Source organism: Pilosibacter sp. NGB245, assembly GCF_057397225.1.
The window spans coordinates 2,367,789-2,387,353 of sequence record NZ_CM171584.1 but is presented as its reverse complement, the minus strand read 5'-3'; the positions used below and the strand labels follow the sequence as shown (position 1 = coordinate 2,387,353).

General features: G+C 51.6%; 13 protein-coding genes. 11 read left to right on the top strand and 2 right to left on the bottom strand.

Annotated features, from left to right (window positions below):
* Positions 1-5: 5 nt before the first annotated feature.
* On the bottom strand, positions 6-887 hold the full coding sequence (locus ACXMYH_RS10795; protein ID WP_486555858.1) for a branched-chain amino acid ABC transporter permease: 882 nt from the start codon (positions 885-887) through the stop codon (positions 6-8).
* 258 nt (positions 888-1,145) lie between these two features.
* A complete protein-coding gene (locus ACXMYH_RS10790; RefSeq protein ID WP_329751739.1) occupies positions 1,146-2,360 on the bottom strand; it encodes an ABC transporter substrate-binding protein in 1,215 nt (404 codons plus the stop codon).
* A gap of 430 nt (positions 2,361-2,790) precedes the next feature.
* Between ACXMYH_RS10790 and ACXMYH_RS10785 the strand changes: the two genes are divergently transcribed.
* The 11 genes from ACXMYH_RS10785 to nrdD all read left to right on the top strand — a co-directional run bounded on the left by ACXMYH_RS10785 (position 2,791) and on the right by nrdD (position 19,503).
* A complete protein-coding gene (locus tag ACXMYH_RS10785; RefSeq protein WP_118297024.1) occupies positions 2,791-3,693 on the top strand; it encodes a LysR family transcriptional regulator in 903 nt (300 codons plus the stop codon).
* Between the two features lie 285 nt (positions 3,694-3,978).
* The gene (locus ACXMYH_RS10780; protein ID WP_215703654.1) at positions 3,979-4,629 is read left to right on the top strand and encodes a vitamin B12 dependent-methionine synthase activation domain-containing protein; all 651 of its coding nucleotides are present in this window, start codon (positions 3,979-3,981) and stop codon (positions 4,627-4,629) included.
* Positions 4,630-4,707: 78 nt separating this feature from the next.
* The gene (locus ACXMYH_RS10775; RefSeq protein WP_486554874.1) at positions 4,708-7,191 is read left to right on the top strand and encodes a homocysteine S-methyltransferase family protein; all 2,484 of its coding nucleotides are present in this window, start codon (positions 4,708-4,710) and stop codon (positions 7,189-7,191) included.
* 355 nt (positions 7,192-7,546) lie between these two features.
* Positions 7,547-9,313: an arginine--tRNA ligase gene (gene argS, locus ACXMYH_RS10770; protein WP_486554873.1), complete on the top strand. Its 1,767-nt coding sequence runs from the start codon at positions 7,547-7,549 to the stop codon at positions 9,311-9,313.
* A gap of 198 nt (positions 9,314-9,511) precedes the next feature.
* On the top strand, positions 9,512-12,718 hold the full coding sequence (locus ACXMYH_RS10765; RefSeq protein ID WP_486554872.1) for a DEAD/DEAH box helicase: 3,207 nt from the start codon (positions 9,512-9,514) through the stop codon (positions 12,716-12,718).
* A gap of 376 nt (positions 12,719-13,094) precedes the next feature.
* Positions 13,095-14,480, top strand: a complete 1,386-nt coding sequence (locus ACXMYH_RS10760; protein ID WP_486554871.1) for a D-alanyl-D-alanine carboxypeptidase family protein — start codon at positions 13,095-13,097, stop codon at positions 14,478-14,480.
* A 96-nt stretch (positions 14,481-14,576) separates the two neighbouring features.
* A complete protein-coding gene (locus ACXMYH_RS10755) occupies positions 14,577-14,780 on the top strand; it encodes a hypothetical protein (protein ID WP_142410519.1) in 204 nt (67 codons plus the stop codon).
* Between the two features lie 6 nt (positions 14,781-14,786).
* On the top strand, positions 14,787-15,686 hold the full coding sequence (locus ACXMYH_RS10750) for a metallophosphoesterase (RefSeq protein WP_486554870.1): 900 nt from the start codon (positions 14,787-14,789) through the stop codon (positions 15,684-15,686).
* Between the two features lie 98 nt (positions 15,687-15,784).
* On the top strand, positions 15,785-16,579 hold the full coding sequence (locus tag ACXMYH_RS10745) for a segregation and condensation protein A (protein ID WP_118533179.1): 795 nt from the start codon (positions 15,785-15,787) through the stop codon (positions 16,577-16,579).
* 108 nt (positions 16,580-16,687) lie between these two features.
* Positions 16,688-17,374, top strand: coding sequence for an SMC-Scp complex subunit ScpB (gene scpB / locus ACXMYH_RS10740; protein ID WP_118321224.1), 687 nt, complete (start codon positions 16,688-16,690; stop codon positions 17,372-17,374).
* Positions 17,371-19,503: an anaerobic ribonucleoside-triphosphate reductase gene (nrdD, locus tag ACXMYH_RS10735; protein WP_118533177.1), complete on the top strand. Its 2,133-nt coding sequence runs from the start codon at positions 17,371-17,373 to the stop codon at positions 19,501-19,503. The genes scpB and nrdD overlap by 4 nt, the downstream gene beginning before the upstream one ends.
* The last annotated feature ends 62 nt before the right edge of the window (positions 19,504-19,565 follow it).

Genomic DNA, 19,565 nt, shown 5'->3' with positions numbered 1-19,565 from the left:
ATCACCTACACTTTCTCGTTCAGTTTCTTGCCCAGGATACCGGTCGGACGTACTAAAAGGACGATGATCAGTACGGAGAACACGATCGCATCGGAAAGCTGGGAAGAGATATACGCTTTTGACAGGATCTCAATAATTCCGAGCAGGACTCCGCCGATCAGGGCGCCCGGGATGGAACCGATCCCGCCGAAAACTGCGGCTACGAAAGCCTTGATACCAGGCATGGATCCTGTGTACGGGGTCAGGGACGGGTAAGCGGAGCAGAGCAGCACGCCTGCGATCGCAGCGAGAGCAGAACCGATCGCGAATGTTAAGGCGATCGTACCGTTTACGTTTACACCCATTAAGGTTGCAGCGCCGCGGTCCTCAGAGACAGCGAGCATTGCCTGACCTGCTTTTGTTTTGTTGATAAATGCGGTAAGTCCGATCATGATGACGATACAGGAGAGGATCGTAACGGTCGTCTCTCCGGTGATCGTGATGGATCCGTCTGCGAGCTTGATCGCCGGGAATGTCACAACGGATGTAAAGGACTTTGTGTCGGCTCCGAATAAGAGGAGAGCGACGTTCTGTAATAAGTAGCTGACACCGATCGCCGTGATCAGGACGGACAGCGGGGAGGCGTCACGCAGTGGTTTGTAGGCAACGCGCTCGATGACGATACCGAGGAGCGTGCACACGACAACGGCCAGGAGCACGCTTAAGAAAGTCGGCATTCCCAGGTAGCGCGTTGTGATAAATACGGTATAGCTTCCGACCATGATGATATCTCCATGGGCGAAGTTCAGCATTTTGGCAATTCCGTAGACCATGGTGTATCCGAGTGCGATGATCGCGTAGACACTGCCAAGGCTGATTCCATTGATTAAATAGTTGATAAAACCCATCATAACTTTTACACCTCGGTATCTTTTCCGGCGGGTTTTCGCCGGTTCTTGCGGTCTATAATAGGAACGTACAGACCGGATGGACAGTTGCGGGCGGGATCCTGCTGACGGATTTTTGCCCCCGACAGCAAATTTTATGTTCATAATACCATAAGACCCTGAAAGAAACAAGAGGATTGCCGAAGCGACAATCCTCTTAATTCTGTCATTGTTACGGTTCACATGATGTGTCCGGTAACGTCATTCTTTCATGTCTGATTACATCGCCTGGTAAGCGCCGTCTACAACCTTGACAGCCTTCGGTGCCTTGTGCGGCTCGCCGTCTTCTGTCCATGTCATGTTCTCACCTGTAAGACCGTTTACAGTGATCTTTAACATTGCTTCTTTCATCTTGTCGCATGTATCGCTTACAGAAGTCTCCGGTGTGATGCCAGCTTCCTCAGCAGCAGCTTTGATCGCATAGATCGCATCGTATGCATCAGCAGCGAACTGGATCGGTGTCTCGCCGTATTTCTCTTTGTAAGCAGTTACGAACTTCTGTGTGAGCTCGTCGTCAGCATCTGCTGCGAACGGTGTTAAGAGCATTAAGCCCTCAGCAAGCTTTGTATCGAAGTTGTCAACCTGAAGGATACCGTCCATACCGTCACATCCGAAGAATTTCGGAGCGTAACCCATAGTGTTTGCCTGGTTGAGGATCAGGGATGCTTCTGTGTAGTAGATCGGAAGGAATACAAGGTCAGCGCCTGCATCCTTTGCTTTCTGAAGCTGTGTGGAGAAGTCCTTGTTGGAATCAGCTGTGAATGCCTCAGCAGCAACGATATCAAGACCATGGTTTGCAGCCTCGGAAGCGAACCTCTCGTAGATACCGCTGGAATATACATCGGAGCTGTCGTAGATCACTGCGATCTTATCAGCAAGCTTGTTCTCAGCAATGTAGGTTGCGGATGCAGCACCCTGATCCGGGTCAGAGAAGCATACGCGGAATACGTTCGGGTTCTGTGCACACTCAACGGAAGAACCAGACGGTGTGATCTGGAACATATTGTCAGCCATTGTCTTGTCAGCGACTGCTACGCACGGAGCGGATGTTACAGTACCCATGATCATCTGCATGCCCCAGTCTTTTAAGGTGTTGTAAGCGTTGACGGATTTTTCTGCGTCATGCTCATCATCCTGGAACTGGAAATCGATCTGGTAGCCGTTGATGCCGCCGTCAGCATTGATCTCATCAACTGCGATCTGTGCGCCGTTCTTAACTGCGAGACCGTATACGGCAGCTGCACCTGTAACCGGGCCGATACCACCGATCTTGAATACTTCACCGGAAGCTGCTGTGCTCTCTCCGGCAGCGGCTGTTGTCGCGTCAGCTGCTGCAGCTGTTGTTGTTTCTGTTGTGGAAGAAGAGCTTCCACATGCTGTTAAAGATGCTGCCATTGCCATTGCAAGGCCAAGGCTTAAAAATCTTTTTTTCATAATGTTTCCTCCTCTGGAACTTGTTATCATGATAACCATTCACTGCTTTGTCAATTTGAAGTGGAACGGTTAAAGATTATTTTGAATTATAGGGAGTTTACTTCAGAATGTCAAGCTAATTAAAATTTTAACGGGGAAAAACACGTATTTTTTACGGATTTATAGCATTTTGGGGAGAAAAACGCTGGATTTATTCTGAGTTGCGGAATAAAACAAGGCTTGTTTTACTGGACGGAAAGAAGCCGGTATTCCGCATTTCAAAGCGGCAGAATCCGCAGCTTCCGTTTGGAAATATTCTGTCCGTAAAAAATAGCGGACGTGTCAGACGATGTGTCTCTGTGATTGACAAAATGCGCGGGAATCGGTAAAATCTGAGTAACTGGGCGAACGAAGATCCTGGCCATCCGAACCGGCCGGAAAGGAGAGTATTATGACGCTTACGCAGTTAAAATATGTGATCACGATCGCAGACACCGGTTCCATGAACGAAGCGGCGAAGCTCCTGTTTATTTCCCAGCCGAGTCTCTCACTGGCGTTAAAGGAGCTGGAACACGAGATCGGAACGGAGCTTTTTAAGAGAAGCAACCGCGGCGTTGTCCTGACCCCGGAAGGACAGGAGTTCCTGGGCTATGCCAGGCAGGTCACGGAACAGTATAAGCTGATGGAGTCCCGCTATATCGAAAAGAAGAACGTGAAGAAAAAATTCGGCGTTTCCATGCAGCATTATACGTTCGCGGTGAATGCGTTCATCGAGATGGTCAAGCAGTTCGGCATGGATGAATACGAATTTGCGGTGCGGGAGGAAAAGACTTACGAGGTCATCGAGGATGTGAAGACATTCCGCAGTGAGATCGGTATTCTTTATTTAAACGACTTTAACCGGAAAGTCCTCACGAAGCTGTTTGATGAGTCAGATCTGGAATTCTGTCCGCTGATGGACTGCGGGATCTATGTCTATCTCTGGAAAGGTCATCCGCTGGCCGGTCAGGACGAGATCACGATCGAGGAACTTCAGGAATATCCGTGTCTCTCCTTTGAACAGGGAAATTATAATTCCTTCTATTTTGCCGAGGAAGTCCTCAGCACCTACAGCTATAAACGGCTGATCCGTGCAAATGACCGTGCGACCCTGTTAAACCTGATGGTGGGCTTAAACGGATATACGCTCTGTTCCGGGATCCTCTGCGACAATCTGAACGGATCGGATTACCTTGCCGTCAAGTTAAAGTCGGATGAGGTCATGACGATCGGATATCTGAAGAGAAAAGGAATCGCGCTAAGCCCGTTGGGACAGAAATATCTGGAGGAGATCCGGAAATTTGAGGGAATGTGACGGATCAAAATAGCAATAGGAAAAACCTATAGCCAGGCACATAGCGAATATATTGGACGAGGGCAGATACCAGGTGGTATGCTGATAAGCATCCGAAAAAGAACGGATAAAAGGCAGATTATAACGGAAGCAATAGATTAACCTGTAGTTATAAGTGACTTAACTGCCGGTTATATGGTCTATTATAATAAGGAAGAAACTCATTCAAAACCGGAAAAGATCCTCGGAAACAGTGCAGAGAAGATCCAGGAAATATGAAAAAACAGTGAAGGAACCGATCAGAAAATGCAGACAGACAGAAAAGAAGCGCTCCGCTATCTGGGGCTTGGAAAACATGAACCGGATCCGGAGACGGAGCGGCTTTTAGAGGAATGTATCCGGGAAGCAGAGAGTGCGGCAGATTTCAGACATCTGATCCGGGAGTATCCGCTGATCATGGAAGATGATGGGACGATCAATGGCGGATGTTTTCGGGTGAAGAGTGAAAATTTAAGAAAAAACCTGGCTGGCTGTGATTCCGTGCTGGTGATGGCGGTCACTGTCGGCGCACAGGTGGACAGACTTCTGGCCAGGTACGGGAAACTTTCCGTGGCAAAAGCGGTGGTCATGCAGGCTGCCGCCGCTGCGATGGTGGAAGCTTACTGCAATGAGCTGAATGCCGGGTGGAAAAAGGAATATCTGGAAAAAGGCCTCTATCTCAGACCGAGATTTTCGCCGGGATACGGAGATTTTCCGCTGTCGGCGCAAAAAGAGATCCTTGACGGCCTGGAGGCGGGGAAAAGGATCGGGATCACTCTGACAGAGGGATATCTTATGATGCCGTCAAAATCGGTGACGGCGGTGATCGGTGTGAGCAGGACACCGGCAGCATGTACGATCGAAGGATGTGAAGCGTGCGGGAAAAAGGACTGCGTGTTCCGGAGATGTCAGGACTGAGATACAGAAAATAAAAAATGATGGAAAATTACGAGCTGATCCGGTCAGGATCCGGATCAGGGACGATAGGAGAGAACCATGAATATTCTGGAACTGATGAAAGAGAGACGAATTTATTTTGACGGAGGAATGGGAAGCCTTCTGCAGGCGAGAGGACTGCAGCCCGGGGAACTTCCGGAGACATGGAATCTTTCCAAACCGGAGATCATCGAGGAGATCCACAGGGAATACCTGGAAGCAGGCTCTGATGTGGTGACGACCAATACCTTCGGTGCGAACCATTTTAAATTCAAGGCCGAGGACGGATATTCGGTGCAGGAGATCGTTGCGGCAGCGGTGGGAAATGCGAAGCGCGCGATCAAAGCCTGCGGACACGGATACGCGGCGCTCGACATGGGACCGACCGGAAAGCTCTTAAAGCCGTACGGCGATCTCGAGTTTGAGGATGCCTATGAGGCATATAAAGAGGTGGTCATCGCCGGAAAAGAGGCGGGAGCCGACCTTGTGATCATCGAGACGATGGGAGACGGCTACGAGTTAAAGGCAGCAGTCCTGGCAGCAAAAGAAAACAGCAATCTCCCGGTCTTTGCGACGATCACCCTCGATGAAAAGGGAAAAATGCTGACCGGAGGAAATGTGGAGTCCGTGACGGCGCTTTTGGAAGGCCTCGGCGCCGATGTGATCGGATTAAACTGCGGACTTGGACCGATCCAGCTTCTTCCGTTTTTAAAAGATATGGTACGTGTTTCCTCCACACCGATCCTTGTAAACCCGAACGCAGGACTCCCGAGAAGTGAGGGCGGAAAGACTGTCTACGATATCAATGCGGACGAGTTTGCCGAGGCGATGAAGGAGATGGCACGGAACGGGGCGACGGTCCTCGGAGGCTGCTGCGGAACGACGCCGGAGCACATTCACAAGACAAAACTTGTCTGCGACGCGATCCCGGTCTGTGAGATCACAGATAAAGGACGGACCGTGATCTCCTCCTACTCCCATGCGGTGACGTTCGGCGGCCGCCCGATCCTGATCGGAGAGCGGATCAATCCGACCGGAAAGCCGAAATTCAAGCAGGCATTAAAGGATAAGGACCTGACATACATCCTCTCCATGGGTGTTGCCCAGCAGGAGAGCCGCGCCGATGTTCTCGACGTCAACGTGGGACTTCCGGGGATCGATGAACCACAGATGATGGTGGATGTCGTGAAGGAACTTCAGGGTGTCCTGGACCTGCCGCTGCAGATCGATACTTCCAATCCGGTGGCGATGGAGCGGGCGCTCAGGATCTACAACGGAAAACCGCTGATCAACTCGGTAAACGGAAAGAAAGAGGTCATGGAACAGATCTTCCCGCTCGTAAAGCATTACGGCGGTGTTGTCGTTGCCCTGGCACTCGATGAGGACGGGATCCCGGAGACTGCGGACGGAAGAATTGCGGTCGCGAAGAAGATCTACGAGACGGCGGCATCCTACGGGATCCCGAAGAAGGACATTCTCGTGGACTGCCTCTGCATGGCGGTTAGCTCCGATAAGAACGGGGCGCTTACAACCCTGGAAACTGTGCGGAGAGTCCGGGACGAGCTGGGCGGAAAGACGGTTCTCGGCGTTTCCAACGTGTCATTCGGACTTCCGATGCGCGAAAATATCAATGCGTCATTTTTCCTTCTCGCAATGCAGAATGGGCTTTCTGCAGGGATCGTGAACCCGAATCTGGAAGCGATGATGCAGGTTTACGACAGTTTCCTGGTGCTGACGGCGCAGGATGAGAACTGTGCGGGATATGTGGGGATCTACGGTCCGAAGGAAGCGGAGAAAAAGAGACAGAAGGAGATCTTAAAGGCAGCGGCTGTGAACCAGGCGGCAGGCGTGAGCGGGACTGCGGGCACCGGAAGTGCGGCAGGTTCCGGAACTGCATCCGGGGCAGGAGCAGCGGATACGGGCTCTGCGTTAAAGAAGAGTATCATAAAGGGAATGTCCCAGGCGGCGTCTGATGCGGCGAGACTTGCCCTGAAGGATACGGATGCGCTCGAACTCATCAACACGGACATGATCCCGGCTCTCGACGAGGTCGGAAAGGGATTCGAGGCCGGAACGGTGTTCCTTCCGCAGCTTCTGATGAGTGCGGAGGCTGCGAAGGCGGCGTTTGCTGTCGTGAAGGAGTCCATGGAGGCGAGCGGAGAGGTTCAGGAGAAGAAGGGAAAGGTGATCCTGGCGACGGTGAAGGGGGATATCCATGATATTGGGAAGAATATCGTGAAGGTCCTTCTGGAAAATTATAGTTTTGATGTGATCGATCTTGGAAGAGATGTTCCGTCGGAGACGGTCGTGGAAGAGGCGATCAGGGAGCATGTGCCGGTGGTCGGGCTCAGTGCTCTTATGACGACAACGGTTCCGTCGATGGAGGAGACGATCAAGGCGCTGAGGAAGGATGCGCCCTGGGTGAAGGTCATGGTCGGAGGTGCGGTTCTGACGCAGGAGTATGCGGATGCGATCGGGGCGGATGCGTATTGCAAGGATGCGATGGCGTCGGTGAATTTTGCGGCGAGTGTGATCGGGAAATAAGAGATCAGAGCGTGATATAGTTGTGACTGCCGGGTTCTTTGGAGAGCCTGGCAGTTGTTTTTTCGGGAGAGAGTGTGTTGGCGAGAGCGGGGCGGAGAGCTTCCGGTCAGGAGTGCGGTGGGATCCTTCCCCGTATTCATGCACTCCTGACCGGAAGCTCTCCGCTGCAGGCGCAAGGAGTGCGCCGTTGCTGCGCTCGGCGCGGATTGTGCAAAAAAGTGTGCAGAAGTATGGATTTTTCTACCGTGATACGGTATAATGATAGTTACTGTATCAGTCTGCGGTATTGTTTGGCTGTTTTGGTGCGGCGAATGGGATGATCGCAGACTCGCACGCTAATAAAGGAGAAGATCAGATGAAAAAGATTCTGGATATCATCACGGATGAGATGAGAAAAGCTTTTGCGGCGAATGGTTATGACGAGAATTTTGCGAAAGTGACGTTGTCTAACCGCCCGGACCTTTGCGAGTATCAGTGCAATGGTGCGATGGCAGCTGCAAAGACATATAAAAAGAAACCGATCGATATCGCGAACGGTGTCGTGGAGCAGTTAAAGGACAGCAAGGTGTTTGAAGAGGTGAATGCCGTTATGCCGGGATTCATCAATTTAAAGGTAGATGCTTCTTTTCTTTCTGACTATATGAACGGAATGAAGGATGCGAAGAAGCTTGGTATGGGTGAGGTCGAGAATCCGGAGACGATCATTATCGACTATGGCGGAGCGAATGTTGCGAAACCGCTTCATGTCGGTCATCTTCGTTCTGCGGTGATCGGTGAGGCGTTAAAGCGCATGGGACGTTTTGTCGGCCACAAGGTGATCGGTGATGTTCATCTCGGTGACTGGGGGCTTCAGATGGGACTTATCATCGAGGAGTTAAAGGACAGAAAGCCGGAGCTTCCGTATTTTGATCCGAATTTTACAGGGGAGTATCCGGAGGAGGCACCGTTTACGATCTCTGAGCTTGAGGAGATCTACCCGGCGGCGAGCGGAAAGTCCAAGGTGGATGAGGCGTTCAAGGAGCGTGCGCAGGAGGCAACTTTCAAGCTTCAGAGTGGATATGCGCCGTATCGTGCGATCTGGAAGCACATCATGAATGTGTCTTTAAGGGATTTGAAGAGAAACTATGCAAATCTCGATGTTGATTTTGATCTCTGGAAAGGGGAGAGCGACGCGCAGCCGTATATCCCGGGACTGATCAAGGATCTTCAGGATAAGGGACTTGCTTACGAGAGCCAGGGTGCTCTTGTTGTCGATATCGCGGAGCCGACCGATACGAAGGAGCTTCCGCCGTGTATCGTGAGAAAATCCGACGGAGCCGCTCTCTATGCGACTTCTGACCTTGCAACGATCGTTGAGAGAGAGGAAGATTTCAAGCCGGATCACTACATCTATGTTGTGGACAAGCGCCAGGAGCTTCATTTTACCCAGGTGTTCCGTGTTGCGAAGAAGGCGGGGATCGTTCCGGCAGACCGGAAGATGGATTTCGTCGGTTTCGGAACGATGAACGGAAAGGACGGAAAGCCGTTTAAGACGAGAGAGGGCGGCGTTATGCGTCTGGAGAACCTGATCGCGGATATCGATGAGGCTGCTTACAACCGTATTATGGAAAACCGTACCGTCTCCGAGGATGAGGCGAAGAAGACAGCTGAGATCGTTGGTCTTGCCGCTTTAAAATACGGGGATCTCTCCAACCAGGCGACAAAGGATTATGTCTTCGATATCGACCGGTTTACTTCTTTCGAGGGAAATACAGGTCCGTATATCCTGTACACGATCGCGCGAATCAATTCGATCTTAAAGAAATATCAGGATACCTGTGAGAATACAGAGAACGGTGAGATCCTTCCGCCGTCCGCAGAGCCGGAGAAGACCTTAATGCTCGCACTCTCCAGATACAGTGACGTGATGCTCACCTGTTTTGAGGAGCTTGCACCGCATAAGATCTGTGCTTACATCTACGAGCTCTCCAACGCATTAAACCACTTCTATCACGAGACAAAGATCATCGCCGAGGAAGATAAAAAGAAACAGGCCGGATATATCAGCCTTGTTACATTAACTCGCAATGTTCTTATGACCTGCATCAACGTCCTGGGATTTGACGCGCCGGAGAGAATGTGATGAAATAACCTGTCAAGCGGCTGTACAGATTGGGAAGCTTGCTTCCCAAGATGCACAGACATTTGACAGGTAAAACTTCATGAGCAAGTAGGCCGTGAGGCCGGATTGCGAATGAAGTTTGAGATCGTGGGAGCGCGAAGCGCGGAGCGATCTGGTTTCGTAGGATATTTTATAAAAAAACCTGGGGGACAAATCGATATGGAAGTAACGGAGCTTACCGCCGAAACCTTCTGGAAAGGCGAAACAGAGATCAGAGGAACCGTCATGGACGGGGAAGATGAATACCGTGTCCGTATCCTGCGCAAGGGTAGTCAGAATTTTGACTACTCTTGTTCGCATATCAGTAAAACAGGAAGAAATCTTGGATTTTGCGGAGTCTCCTGCACACAGGGACCGGACGGGATCCCGATGTGCCCGCATGCCCATGCCCTGCTCGCGGAGTGGATCCGCAGGGAGAGCAGAGAGTCAAAACATCCGGTCTCCACTTCACAGAAGGTCCGCTTTATGGTCCGGGAATACACAAACCGTGAGGTGAGCCGGATCATGGGGGCCTCCGAGGAAGGACATTACCGTCTGGTCCCGATCGTCGCGATCTCGCGGGAACAGGTGAAGGTCCGCTTCACGGTGGGACGGGAGAAACAGTACCCGGTGAAGGATCTGACCGCCTTCGCGAAAGCAATGGAAAACATGAGTCTTGTCCAGTACGGAAAAGGACTGGCTTTCCACCACAGTCTCCAGGCTTTTGATGAGGAGAGCCGTGCGCTGGCGCTTCTCATCATGGAGCGTGTCGGATTTTTCCGGGAACAGTACCGCGGAAGCGGAAGATTTTCCATGGAGGCGGAGCCGGCGTTAAAGGAGCTGATCCTCGGAAAAGCCGGGAGAGAGCGCTTCTTAGCGATCATGGAAGGTCAGACCATCGAGTGCGAGGACTACCGGAAGAAAAAACGGATGCTCACAGTAAAAAGGGAAAATCCGGTCTTTACCGCGGTAGTGAAAAAAGAGGGAAGAGACGGCATCAAAGTCACCGTGGACAAGGATATCATGGCCTTTTCCGGTGAAAAATCCCTGTTTATCGCAGATCAGGAGGCAATCTACTGCTGTGATGCGGACTACACGGAGTGCCTGACCGTATTTATGGAATACATGGTCATGGGACTGGACGCGGAGAACGAGGTCTCAGTCAACGACCGGGATATGCCGCTCTTTTACGAGCGTGTTCTGAGAAAGCTGGAATCCTTCGGACTGATCCGCTCAGAAGGCGTGGATCTTGAGAGCTACCGCCCGAAAGAGTTGAAAGCCTCGTTCTATTTTGACAGTGACGCTGTCGGGACGGTCAATCTGCGCCCGGAGCTTGCATATGGAGATTTTTCCTTCCATCCGTTGGCAGATGAGAATGTTCCGAAAGAGATCTGCCGGGATGTTCCGGGAGAGTTCAAGGTGAGCCAGCTGATCACTACCTACTTTAAATATACGGAGGACGGTTCCGGAAACCTTGTGATCAAAAATGATGACGAGGCGGTATATCGTCTGATCTCTGAGGGAATGAAGAAGTTCATGGACACGGGTGACGTGTTCGTGTCCGAGTCCTTCAAGAAGATCCGCGTTCTCCCGCCGGTGAGCACATCTGTCCAGGTGAGAACGCTTGGAAGATGGCTGGAGCTTGAGGTGGATACCGGGGCACTTCCGAGGGAAGAGCTGGCGGCGGTCCTTGCGGCTTACGGGAAGAAAAAGAGCTTCTACCGGATGAAGAACGGCGACTTCCTGACACTCGGGGACGGCGGACTTCTCACGGTGGCAAAGATCGCGGAACAGCTGGGTGTCTCGAAGGAGCTGGTTGGTTCCGAGACGATCAAACTTCCGGCGTACCGCGCCATGTTCCTAGATGCGGCGTTAAAAGAGGATAAGAGTGTCAGCGTCTACCGGGACCAGCTGTTCAAGGCGGTGGTCCGCGGCATGAAAGACGTGGAAGACAGCGATTATGAGATCCCGGAGCGCCTCGCTTCAACGCTCCGCAGTTACCAGAAAGTCGGATACCGGTGGTTAAAGAGCCTGGATGCATATGGTTTCGGTGGAATTCTCGCAGATGAGATGGGTCTTGGAAAGACGATCCAGGTCATCGCCCTCCTGCTCGATGAGAAGGCGAAAAACGGCGGAGTTTCTCTTGTCGTGTGCCCGGCGTCCCTTGTATACAACTGGGAAAATGAGTTTGCCCAGTTTGCACCGGAACTTAAGATCATGACGGCGGCGGGAAACCAGGCCGAGCGCGAGGAGATGTTCACAGCTTACGAGACAGAAAAGCCGGATGTGATCATCACCTCCTACGACCTTTTAAAGCGCGATATTCTCTGGTATCATGAAAAGGAGTTCCGCTTTGAGATCATCGATGAGGCGCAGTATATCAAGAATTCCTCCACACAGGCGGCGAAGTCTGTAAAGGCTGTTCCGGCAAGAACACGCTTTGCTTTGACGGGAACGCCGATCGAGAACCATCTCGGAGAGTTGTGGAGTATCTTTGATTTCCTGATGCCGGGATTTTTATTCACCTCGCAGAAATTTAAGCGGGCGTTTGAGATGCCGATCGTGAGAGACCAGGATCCGAATGCCCTGGCTCAGTTAAAGAAGCTCACAGGTCCGTTTATCCTGAGAAGATTAAAGAAAGACGTCTTAAAGGAGCTTCCGGATAAGCTTGAGACGGTCCTGTATTCCAACATGGAAGGCGAGCAGAAGGATCTCTACACGGCGGCAGCCGCCTCCTTAAAGGAACAGCTGATGGAGGGAACCGACGGTGACTACGGAAAAGAGAGGATGCAGATCCTCGCGGAACTCATGCGTCTGCGCCAGATCTGCTGTGAGCCGTCCCTGTGTTTTGAGGGATATAAAGGCGGCTCTGCGAAGCTTGACACCTGCATGGAACTGCTCTTGAACGGGACATCGGCGGGTCATAAGATCCTCTTATTCTCACAGTTCACGTCGATGCTCGAGATCATCGCAAAGCGTCTGAAAAAGGAGAAGATCCCGTTCTACCTGCTCACCGGTTCGACACCGAAGCGGGACCGCATGCAGATGGCATCTTCTTTCCAGAAGGACGATGTGATGGTGTTCCTGATTTCCCTGAAGGCAGGCGGAACAGGATTAAACCTGACAGCTGCGGATGTGGTGATCCATTACGATCCGTGGTGGAATGTGGCGGCGCAGAACCAGGCGACAGACCGTGCCCACAGGATCGGTCAGGAAAATCAGGTCTCCGTATTCAAACTCATCACAAAACATACGATCGAGGAGAACATCCTGAAGCTTCAGGAGATGAAGCGGGATCTCGCGGACACTGTGGTGACGGAGGGAACCGGAGCACTCAGCAGCATCACAAGGGAAGACCTGATCCGGATGCTGGACGAGGATGTATAGCTGCTTTCCTGCAGCAGGATCCTGCTGCAGTGTGCGGACAGGCAGTGCGTGATCTGTAACGAAATGGTTACAGTACACTGGCACTCCATGCCCGCGCACTGTAACAGGATTTTGCCGATGCTTCGCATTCCGAATCGGCAAAATCCGCGACCACAACGGTATCATACGGAATTTTCAGTTCAGAAAATTCCTACCCGTGAAAAATAACACGAAATGCCAATGACATAAGAAAATCGACAGAAAAATTCAAAGTTTTTTCGGTGGATCTATGTTAGCATAGAGAGAGGAAAGGTGACTTTTCAGCAGGTCTGCGCATGGTAAAATGCGTGAACAGCGGCATCTTTGCGAAAATATACCGGAAAAAGAGGAAAAAGACATGAGAAAAATGAACAGAATTATCCCGTTTGCACTTGCGTGCGCGATCTTCGCGGCGCAGCCGGTGCAGGCGGCTACGATCATCCGTGACAGCGATAAACAGACGACCAGCCAGAATACTCAGACGACAACAGCGGGGACACAGGCTGGAAACGAGGGCGGTCCGGGATATGAGAACAGTACATCAAACAATACAAACAGTGGAAACACCCAGAGCCAGGTGAGCGCAGCGGCAAAAGCGGCTGCAGATGCCATCACAAAGCCGGAGATCACATCGGAGGCGGGAATCCTCTATGATGTGACGAACGGAAGAGTTCTCTTCGAGAAGAATGCCGATGAGAAACTCGCCCCGGCCAGCACCACAAAGCTCATGACAGCGCTCCTTGTGCTGGAGAAATCGAAACTGGACGACAAGGTGACGTTTTCAAAGACGGCTGTCACAAATCTGGAGTCCGGTGCGGTGAAGATCGGACTTGTGGAAGGAGACCAGGTATCTGTAAAAGACTGCCTCTACGGACTTCTCTTAAAATCCGCCAATGAGGTTGCAAACGGACTTGCCGAGCATGTCTCCGGCAGCATTTCCGCATTCGCAGATCTGATGAACGCGAAAGCAAAGGAGCTTGGCTGCACGAACACTCATTTTGTGAATCCGAACGGTTTAAACTCTGACCAGCAGTACACGACATGCCGTGATATGGCAAAGATCGCAGCTGCCGCATTTGCGAATCAGACGCTCTGCCAGATCGATTCCACATTGAACTACAAGTTCCCGGCAACAAAGGCTGCTGCCGCGAGAACGATCACTCCGGGCCACAAGATGCTCTATCCGAATGATTCCAGATACTATGCAGGAATCGTCGGCGGAAAGACGGGATATACTTCCAAGGCAGGAAACACTCTTGTGACCTGTGTTGAGAAGGACGGTGTCCGCATGGTCGCAGTGATCTTAAAATCCAAGAGCACCCACTATGCAGATACAAAGAAAATGCTGGACTACGGATATCAGTATGTCAATACAGAGAAAGGCAATACGACCGGAAACAGCACGACAACGACAACGACTGCGAAGCAGGAGACTGCGGGAAAGTGGGTTCAGGACAACGGAAGCTGGAGATATGAATTCGCTGATGGAACAAAGGCTGTCGGAACGATCTATACGATCGATGCCGCTGATTTCGGCTTCGACCCGGACGGAAAGATGGTGACCGGATGGAAGATGTTCGGAACTGACTGGTACTATTTTGAGTCCAACGGGACGATGGCGAAGAATGCCTGGAGACAGGATTCCGGCAAGTGGTTCTATCTCGGTGCAGACGGCAAGATCGTGAGAAATACGACGATCGACAACAAGTATAAAGTCGGCGCGGATGGTGCCTGGGTACAGTAAAAAATATACGCTGCCGTGTGCAGCGGCGAATATCACGCATAAGAGAAAACGGCAGTGATTTCTGAAAATAATAAAGAATAAGAGGAGTGCTTTATCATGAAAGAAAGAGTAAAAGTAATGCAGGATATGTACGAGAATCGTTCCACCAACAAGAAGGCAGCAGGATGCACCGTTATCATCAGCGGCGAGATGAAAGACGTGATGGACAAGATCATTGCGAAACATCCGGAGTACAAGAGCTATGCGCAGGCATTTGCAGGCGTTGTTGAGCGCGGGATCCGCGTATTTGAGGAGGAATAATCCGATTTGGGGACAGCAGTGTTTCTGGCTGCCGGCGCCATCGCTTTTGGGGCCGGCTGCCTGGCGCGTTCCCGGTATGAGCGGGACTGCCTTGTTACGGAAGAATACCGGATCGTCTCGGAAAAGATCCACGGTCCGGAAAAAACGATCGTCTTTCTGACAGACCTCCACAATAAGGAGTTCGGTGATCAGAACTGCCGGCTGCTGGATGCGGTCCGGAAGGTGAAGCCGGATGCCGTTTTATCCGGCGGGGACGGGATGGTTGCAAAAAAAGGAAATTCTTATGTGGAGATTCCGAGAAAGCTTCTGACGGAGCTTGCAAAAGAATTTCCGGTATACTGCGGAAATGGAAACCATGAGTGCCGGATGGTCTGGAAGTCTGACATTTACGGTGCAGCATATGAGAATTACCAGGCTGCCCTGGAAAATGCCGGGATCCGTTATCTCGCGAACGGTTCTGCGGATCTCGACGGAGAGATCAGGATCTATGGTCTCGATCTCCCGAAGAGCGCTTACCTGCCAAGGTCGGGACAGATCCCGGAAAATCTCTTGAAGGATGCCCTGGGAGAACCGGATCCGGGAAGATTCAATCTTCTTCTCGCACATTCTCCTCTGTTTTTTGAGGAGTATGCGGCCTGGGGAGCGGATCTTACGCTCTCCGGACATTTTCACGGCGGCACGATCCGGCTTCCGGTCCTCGGCGGAGTCATGACCCCTCAGTATCAGTTTTTTTATCCGCGCTGTGCGGGTGAGTTTGAACTTCCCGGAAGATGGGGAGAGAGGAGCCGTATGATCGTCGGACGGGGACTTGGAACCCATTCGATCAATATCCGGTTAAATGATAAACCGCAGGTGGTTGTGATACGGCTCTGTGGTTTGGAAGATGGAAAGAGCGAAAAAAGCTGATTTCCATGTACCGTAAGGAAAGAGTGTGCCATGGCACATTCTTTTTTGCGGTTCAAAGCAACACAAAGGCATCTGATATCTGAAAACATGAGGTGTATATGGAATTATCGTACAAACTGGAAAAGTTTGAAGGTCCGCTGGATCTTCTTCTTCATCTGATCGAAAAAAACAAAGTGAATATCTATGATATCCCGATCACCGAGATCACGGACCAGTACATGGAGTACGTTCGGAAGATGGATGAGGAAGACCTGGATGTGGTCAGCGAGTTCCTGGTGATGGCGGCGACACTTCTCGATATCAAGGCGCGGATGCTGCTGCCGAAAGAAGTAAATGAGGAAGGCGAGGAGGAAGATCCGAGAGCGGAACTTGTGATGCGCCTCCTGGAATATAAGAAATTCCGGCTGATGTCGGAGGAACTGAAGGATCTGGAGACCGGGGCGGACCGTGTGTTCTACAAAGATCCGACGATCCCGCCGGAGGTGAAGGAATACGAGGAGCCGGTGGATCTCGATAAACTCCTGGACGGTGTGACGCTCACAAAGCTTCAGAAGATCTTTGAGGCGGTCATGAAGCGGCAGCAGGACAAGATTGATCCGGTCCGCAGCACGTTCGGAACGATCAAAAAGGAGCCGGTGAGCCTGGAGGACAAGATCACTTCGGTTCTCGGCTATGCGAGAAAACACCGGAAGTTCAGTTTCCGCCAGATGCTGGAAAAACAGAGAGATAAGACGGAGGTCGTCGTGACGTTCCTTGCACTGTTGGAGCTCATGAAGGTGGGAAAGATCCATCTGACGCAGGAACATCTGTTTGACGACATGTACATAGAATCTCTGGAGCCGGAAGGCGGGGAACAAGATGACAATGAAATCGTCGTCACGACTGTTCAGTAGGACTGCGGAAAAGTCTGCTGCCGGGATATACGAGTGTAAACGGTGACAGGCGGGCGAATGCGCTGAGCGCAGGAAAACATGGGATGATACGATCGTGGAGGAATTTGAATGAGAGTGGAAAACCTGAAAACACAGGAGTCCGTTGTGGAGTCCGTGCTGTTTACCATGGGGCAGTCTGTGGAGATCCGCCAGCTTGCGGCGGCATTGGAATCGGATGAGGAGACGGCCATCCAGGCCGTGGAGCGCCTGAAGGAAAAATATGACAAGAGAAAAGCTGGCATGCAGATCGTGCGGCTGGATGACAGCTACCAGATGTGCAGCCGTGTGGATTATTATGAAAATCTGATCCGTGTCGCGGCAACGCCGAAAAAGCAGATCCTGTCGGATGTGGTGATGGAGACGTTGGCGATCATCGCCTACAAGCAGCCGGTCACCAAGGCCGATATCGAGAAGATCCGTGGGGTAAAATCGGACCATGCGGTCAACCGGCTTGTGGAATACGATCTCGTCTATGAGGCGGGCCGCCTGGATGCGCCGGGCCGCCCGGCACTTTTTGCGACGACCGAGGAATTCCTGCGCCGTTTCGGCGTCGGATCCACGGAACAGCTCCCGGAGATGAATGTGGAGCAAAGAGAAGAGATCCGGAGTGAGGTTGAGGAAGAGCTGAACCTGAGGATCGATGAGGAAGGTCATCTGCTGGATGATGACGAAGATCCGGAAGAAGATGCAGATGAGAATGAGAACGAGAAAGAGATAGAAAACAACGAGGCTTACGGGGAGGATTCCATATCATGAAATGCAGTGAGATCAAAGTAGTCAAAAAAGACGGGACGAAAGAGGAGTTTAATGTCCAGAAAGTCCTGGCGGCGGTAAATAAGTCTGCAAACCGCGCGATGATCAACTTCTCGAAGGCCGAGAGTAAGTTTATCTGTGAATTTGTGGAAGAAAAAGCGGAGGACCTGGATGAGGCGGAAGTCCCGATCGCCCAGATGCACAACATCGTCGAGGGCGCTTTGGAGCGCGTCAACCCGGTGGTCGCGAAGAGCTACCGCGATTACCGCAACTATAAGCAGGATTTCGTCCAGATGCTCGATGAAGTCTACAAAAAGAGCCAGTCCATCATGTACATCGGCGACAAGGAGAACAGCAATACGGACAGTGCTCTCGTCTCCACGAAGCGCAGCCTGATCTTCAATGAGTTGAATAAATCTTTATACCAGAAGTTCTTTATGACCGTCGAGGAGCTTCAGGCATGCCGGGACGGATATATCTATATCCACGATATGTCAGCGCGACGCGATACGATGAACTGCTGCCTGTTTGACGTCAATGAGGTCTTGAGCGGCGGTTTCGAGATGGGAAATATCTGGTACAATGAGCCGAAGACCCTGGATGTCGCATTTGACGTCATCGGCGATATCGTTTTAAGTGCGGCGAGCCAGCAGTACGGTGGTTTTACGGTTCCGAGCGTGGAGAACATCCTGGCGCCGTATGCCGAGAAATCCTACGGAAAGTATATCGAAAAATATATCGACCTCGGTCTCGACGAGGAGAAAGCGAAGGAGATAGCCTGGAACGACGTTCAGAGAGAGATGGAACAGGGCTTCCAGGGCTGGGAGTACAAGTTCAACTCCGTTTCCTCCAGCCGCGGTGACTATCCGTTTATCACGATGACGGCAGGAACCGGAACAAGCCGGTTCGCAAAGATGGCGACGATCACGATGCTCAATGTGAGAAAGAAAGGTCAGGGAAAAGAAGGCCACAAGAAGCCGGTCCTGTTCCCGAAGCTTGTGTTCTTATATGATGAGAACCTTCACGGACCGGGAAAAGAGCTTGAGGACGTTTTTGAGGCCGGGATCGAGTGCTCTTCCAGGACGATGTATCCGGACTGGCTCTCCCTGACCGGTGAAGGTTATATCGCCGGCATGTACAAGAAATACGGGAAGATCATCAGCCCGATGGGCTGCCGCGCGTTCCTTTCTCCGTGGTATGAGCGGGGCGGCATGGAACCGGCTGATGAGAATGATGTTCCGGTGTTTGTCGGCCGCTTCAACATCGGTGTTGTGAGCCTGCATCTTCCAATGATGCTTGCAAAGGCACGACAGGAGAGCAAGGATTTCTACGAGGTCCTGGATTATTATCTGGAGCTGATCCGGAAGATCCATATCCGGACTTACGCGTACCTTGGAGAGATGCGCGCGTCCACAAACCCGTTGGCGTACTGTGAGGGCGGATTCTACGGAGGTCATTTAGGACTTCACGATAAGATCAAACCACTCCTTAAGACGGCGACGGCATCCTTCGGGATCACAGCGTTCAATGAGCTGCAGAGACTGTACAACGGAAAATCCCTGGTGGAAGACGGGGCGTTTGCGATCGAGGTCTTAAAGCACATCAATGAGAAGGTGGAGCAGTTTAAACACGAGGACGGAAACCTCTATGCGATCTACGCGACACCGGCGGAAAACCTCTGTGGACTTCAGGTCAAGCAGTTCCGGAAAAAATACGGGATCGTGGAGAATGTCTCCGACCGCGAGTATGTCAGCAATGGCTTCCACTGCCATGTGACGGAAGATATCACGCCGATCCAGAAGCAGAACCTCGAATACCGGTTCTGGGAACTCTCCAACGGCGGAAAGATCCAGTACGTGAAATATCCGATCGACTACAATAAAGAAGCGATCCGCTCCCTCGTGCGCCGCGCGATGAAGATGGGATTCTATGAGGGCGTGAACCTGTCGCTGTCCTACTGCGATGACTGCGGACACGAGGAGTTAAATATGGATGTGTGTCCGGTCTGCGGCAGCAAAAACCTGACAAAGATCGACCGTATGAACGGATATCTGAGCTATTCCCGCGTCAAGGGCGATACGAGGCTGAATGATGCGAAGATGGCCGAGATCGCGGAGCGGAAATCGATGTGATGTGCACTGCATCAATAGAAAGAAACCAATAGTTGCAAGCTTGCTTGCATAAAGGTTTGTTT